The 4842-nt window shown below is 68.0% G+C and carries 4 protein-coding genes and 1 pseudogene; 2 read left to right on the top strand and 3 right to left on the bottom strand.

The window, feature by feature from the left end:
* Positions 1–646: pseudogene (locus tag WBV89_RS11840) on the bottom strand (phosphoserine transaminase); the annotation flags it as partial.
* A 198-nt stretch (positions 647–844) separates the two neighbouring features.
* Here WBV89_RS11840 and WBV89_RS11835 point away from each other — a divergent pair.
* Positions 845–2035: a pyridoxal phosphate-dependent aminotransferase gene (locus tag WBV89_RS11835; RefSeq protein ID WP_423981556.1), complete on the top strand. Its 1191-nt coding sequence runs from the start codon at positions 845–847 to the stop codon at positions 2033–2035.
* A 112-nt stretch (positions 2036–2147) separates the two neighbouring features.
* Positions 2148–3629 (top strand): amidase, encoded by a 1482-nt coding sequence (locus tag WBV89_RS11830; protein ID WP_423981555.1) that lies wholly within the window; start codon positions 2148–2150, stop codon positions 3627–3629.
* A gap of 66 nt (positions 3630–3695) precedes the next feature.
* On the opposite strand, the gene WBV89_RS11825 is transcribed toward WBV89_RS11830, so the two are convergent.
* Positions 3696–4628 carry a DUF368 domain-containing protein gene (locus WBV89_RS11825; RefSeq protein ID WP_423981554.1) on the bottom strand — a complete coding sequence of 311 codons (933 nt, stop codon included), beginning with the start codon at positions 4626–4628 and terminating at the stop codon, positions 3696–3698.
* A gap of 22 nt (positions 4629–4650) precedes the next feature.
* On the bottom strand, positions 4651–4842 hold a 192-nt coding region (locus WBV89_RS11820), incomplete at its 5' end, for an adenosylcobinamide-GDP ribazoletransferase (protein WP_423981553.1).

Here is a 4842-nt window from a genome sequence, read left to right as displayed (position 1 = left end):
CGAGCCAGAGCCCGCCGTCCGATGCGAAGCACTTCTGCGGAGCGAAGTAGTAGACGTCGACCTCGCTCGGAGACCAGGTCAGTCCGCCCGCCGCCGATGTGGCGTCGACGGCGACCAGTGCATTCGTGGCCGCCGTGTTCTCGGGACGCTGCAGGTTCATCGCGACGCCGGTCGACGTCTCGTTGTGCGTCAGCGCGTAGAGGTCGATGCCGTCCTCCGCGACGAGTGTCGGATGTGTTCCGACATCGCTGCGCACGACCGACGGCTCACCGAGGTGCGGGGCCGCGGCACAGGCCTCGGCGAACTTGGACGAGAACTCGCCGAACACGGCGTGTTGGCTGCGTTCGCGCACGAGGCCGAACGTGGCGACGTCCCAGAACACGGTTGATCCACCGTTGCCGAGCACGATTTCCCAACCGTCGGGGAGACCGAACAGGTCCGTGAGCTTCGAGCGGACCGCCCCGACGAGGTTCTTCACGGGGGGCTTGCGGTGTGACGTGCCGAGCAGCGTGTCACGAGCGGCGACGACGGCGTCGACCTGTGCGTGACGCACCTTCGACGGACCGCAGCAGAAGCGCCCGTCGCCGGGAAGCAGGTCGGTCGGAATGGTGATCTGGTCGGGGGTCGTGCTCACGGTGATCAGCATGGCGTCGTCGACGACCGTCCCCAACCGGATTTCCCCCAACCCGCTCCCACCTCGCCGCCGCCCCCGACCCAGCGATCTCGTGAACTCTTCTGGCGCTCCGTGCGCGAACAGTTCACGAGATCGGCGGTTGGCCGTTGCCGGGGTGGTGGTGGAAACGGGCGACGGGCGCTCGGAGGCGGACCGGTATCCTCCACCAACGTGAACCGTGCATCGCAGCGCCTGTCCGCCATCCAGCCATCGGCGACCCTCGCCGTCGACGCCAAGGCCAAGGCGTTGAAGGCGGCCGGTGAGAACGTGATCGGGTTCGGGGCGGGCGAGCCCGACTTCCCGACCCCGGCCCACATCGTCGAGGCCGCTCAGGCAGCGTGTGCCGACCCGAAGAACCACAAGTACTCACCGGCGGGTGGACTGCCCGAACTGAAGGAGGCGATCGCCGCCAAGACGCTGCGCGACTCCGGGTTCGAGTGTGACCCGTCGCAGATCCTCGTGACCAACGGCGGCAAACACGCGGTGTACACCGCGTTCGCCGCGCTGTGCGACCCGGGCGACGAGGTCATCTGCCCCGCCCCGTACTGGACGACGTACCCCGAGGCGATCACGCTCGCCGGTGGGGTTCCGGTCGTGATCGACACCGATGTCGAGTCCGGCTTCAAGGTGACGGTCGAACAGCTCGATGCGGCCAAGACCGACCGCACCAAGGTGCTCTTGTTCGTCAGCCCCGACAACCCGTCGGGCGCGGTCTACACACCCGCCGAGGTGAAAGTCATCGGCGAGTGGGCCGTCGCGAACGGCGTCTGGGTGATCACCGACGAGATCTACGAACATCTCGTCTACGGCGCCAACGAGTTCTCGTCGATGCCGGTCCTCGTCCCCGATCTCGCAAAGCAGTGCCTGATCGTCAACGGCGTCGCCAAGACCTATGCGATGACGGGCTGGCGCGTCGGCTGGATGATCGGCCCGAACGACATCATCAAGCCGTCGTCGAGCTTCCAGTCGCATGCCACGTCGAACGTCGCCAACGTCTGCCAGCGCGCCGCGATCGCCGCGGTGTCCGGTCCGCTCGACGACGTCGACATGATGCGCGAGGCGTTCACCCGCCGTGCCGATCTGATCCACGGCATGCTCAACGACATCGACGGCGTCGTGTGCCCCGAACCCCAGGGCGCGTTCTACGCGTTCCCCGACCTGCGCGGCCTGCTCGGCCGGGAGTACGGCGGAGTCATGGCGAACACGACCCTCGAACTCGCCGACATCGTGCTCGACCAGGCGAAGGTCGCCTGGGTGCCCGGTGAGGCATTCGGGACCCCCGGCTACGGTCGCTTCAGCTTCGCCCTCGGCGACGCGGACATCGAGGCGGGAATCAACCGCTTCGCCGCCCTCGTCGGCTGACCGGACGGCGACCTCGACTCGGGGATCTCCGCGGGAACGACGAAGCCGCAGCAACGAAGCAGCAGCAACGAAACAGGAACCCAGCAGCGAAGAGACGGCTGCGACAGGAGACATGGTGCTCGAGGCGTCGATCGTCGAATTGCAGGAGGCGATGTCGTCCGGTGCGTTCGACTCGCGCCGACTGACCGCCGGATATCTCGCGCGGATCGAGGAGATCGATCGCTCGGGTCCGACGCTCAACTCGGTGATCGAGGTCAATCCGGACGCGGACGAGATCGCAGCGGCACTCGACCGCGAGCGGGCGGTCGACGGACCCCGCGGTCCGCTCCACGGCATCCCGGTCCTGCTCAAGGACAACATCGCGACCGGTGACCGGATGCAGACGACGGCCGGATCGACCGCCTTGATCGGATCTCCCGCCGTGAGAGACGCATCCCTCGTGACCCGGTTGCGCGATGCCGGAGCGGTGATCCTCGGCAAGACCAACCTCAGCGAATGGGCCAACATCCGGTCCAGCCGGTCGACCAGCGGCTGGAGCGCCCGCGGCGGTCTGACCCGCAATCCGTACGCTCTCGACCGCAACACGAGCGGCTCGAGCTCGGGGTCGGCCGTGGCGGTCGCCGCGAGCCTGTGTGCGGTCGCCGTCGGGACGGAAACCGACGGTTCGATCGTCTCGCCCGCCTCGGTCAACGGCCTGGTCGGGATCAAACCGACCGTCGGTGCGGTGAGCCGCGACGGCATCATCCCGATCTCGCACTCGCAGGACACGGCGGGTCCGATGGGCCGCACGGTCGCGGATGCAGCAGCGCTGCTGGCAGCGCTCGTCGAGCCTGGTTCCGCAGGTTCTGGGGTCGATGAACTCGGCACCGACGCGCTCGGCTCGGCATCGCTCGCCGGGTCGCGGTTGGGCGTGCTTCGGAATCACGACGGTGCACATCCGGGTGTCGACGCCCTGTTCGAGGCTCACGTCGAGACGTTGCGTCGGGCCGGAGCCGTGCTCGTGGATCCGGTGGAACTCGAGCACGGTGACGAGATCGAGCGTTGCGAGTTCCCGGTCCTGCTCCACGAGTTGAAGTTCGGGCTGGAACGGTGGTTTGCCGAGTTCGCGCCGTCGTGCGGGATCGGGTCACTCGCCGATCTGATCGCGTGGAATCGACACCACGCCGAGACCGAACTGCGATGGTTCGGCCAGGAGTTGTTCGAGGCCGCTGGGGATCTCCCGGGACTGGACGATCCGGAGTACCTCGAGATGCTCGCGACCTGCCGCCGCGCGTCGCAGACGGATGGCATCGATGCGGTTCTCGCTGCCCACGACCTCGACGCACTGGTCGCACCGACCGGCGGGCCCGCGTGGATGACCGATCTGGTCAACGGCGACAACGACACCGGCAGTTGTTCGACTCCGGCGGCGGTCGCCGGGTACCCCCACGTCACGGTTCCCATGGGCCAGGTCGGCGGACTGCCGGTCGGCTGGTCGTTCATCGGCGACGCTGGAAGCGACGCACGAATGGTGCGCTTCGCTGCGGCGTTCGAGCGACTGGTCCAGGGGCGCACGCCGCCGACCTACGCAGCTTCGGTTGCCGCGCGCGGTTGAGATGTCGGGCCGACCTTCGGGCCGAAGCCGAGCGGGCGTGCGTGGAGCGGCGCCGTGGACGGCGGCTCAGTCGAGCGAGTCGGGCATGGTGCCGACGCGTGAGCTGAAGTGTTCGACGGCGATCACGACACCGGCGCCGAGCAGGGCGAGCACGATCGGCAGGACGACCTCGTCCGCCGGAGCCGAGAGTTGCGTCGTGTGGGTTCCGTTCGGCCACGGCCAGAGCACCCGCATCGAGCCGATCATCAGACCGATCATCGCGGCGATGACCTGGTTGCGGTAGTTCTCCAGGAGCCAGTGCAGCAACGTCGAGAACACGGCCAAGCCGATGACACACCCGACCATGAACGCCCCGAGCGCGGCGAAGTCACGGTCGTTCACGGCTCCGAGGACCTCGGTGTACATCCCGAGCAGGACGAGGATGAACGATCCGGAGATCCCGGGGAGGATCATCGCGCAAATCGCGATCGCCCCGGCGAGTGCGAACACCCAGAACGGCTTGGTCACGACCTCGGCCGCGTCCTCGGCCGCCTCGGTGCTCTCCCGGAGTCCGAGCACCAGGAACAGGACCACTCCGACACCGGCGATGATCCCGACGCTGACGGCGTCGACCCGGTCGAGCAGGTTCCAGGCGATCCAGAGCGTGCCGACGACCAGACCGAAGAACAGACCGGCCATCGCGATCGGTTCGTCGGTCAAGAGTTGTTCGAGCACCGAGGACAGCGCGAAGACAGCGACGAGGATTCCGCCGAGCAGGGTGATCAGCCAGATCCATTCGATGTCGCGCAGGGTCTGCCTGAAGCCCGCGAAATCACCGGTGAGCCCTTGTCGCAGCCCGCGGGCGCCGAGGCGGATGTTGCGGATCAGGCGGTCGTAGATGCCGAGGACCAGCGCGACGGTTCCACCGGACACGCCGGGCACGATGTCGGCTGCTCCCATCGCGAACCCGCGCGCGAACTGGGCGACGTGGTCGAGGGGAGGGCGACGGTTGTCAGGCACGGCCGGTGAGGCTATCCAGCGGTCAGGCCCACCAGAGAGGGTGGCGGAGAGCGAGGCCCGAGACGACGATCAACACGACGCACTCGCCGACCTGTTCGACCGCTCCGAGGATGTCGCCGCTCACCCCGCCGAACGCCCGGAGAGCGATCAGCGTGATCGCCGCCGTGCCGATCGCGACGGCGGCGGCGAGCGGGACGACCCACCAGCCGAGCGC

Source organism: Ilumatobacter sp., from assembly GCF_049588435.1.
In the GTDB taxonomy this organism is placed as follows: Bacteria; Actinomycetota; Acidimicrobiia; order Acidimicrobiales; family Ilumatobacteraceae; genus Ilumatobacter_A.
Note: the sequence above shows the minus strand (reverse complement) of the source record. Positions and strands in the feature narration are given on the sequence as shown.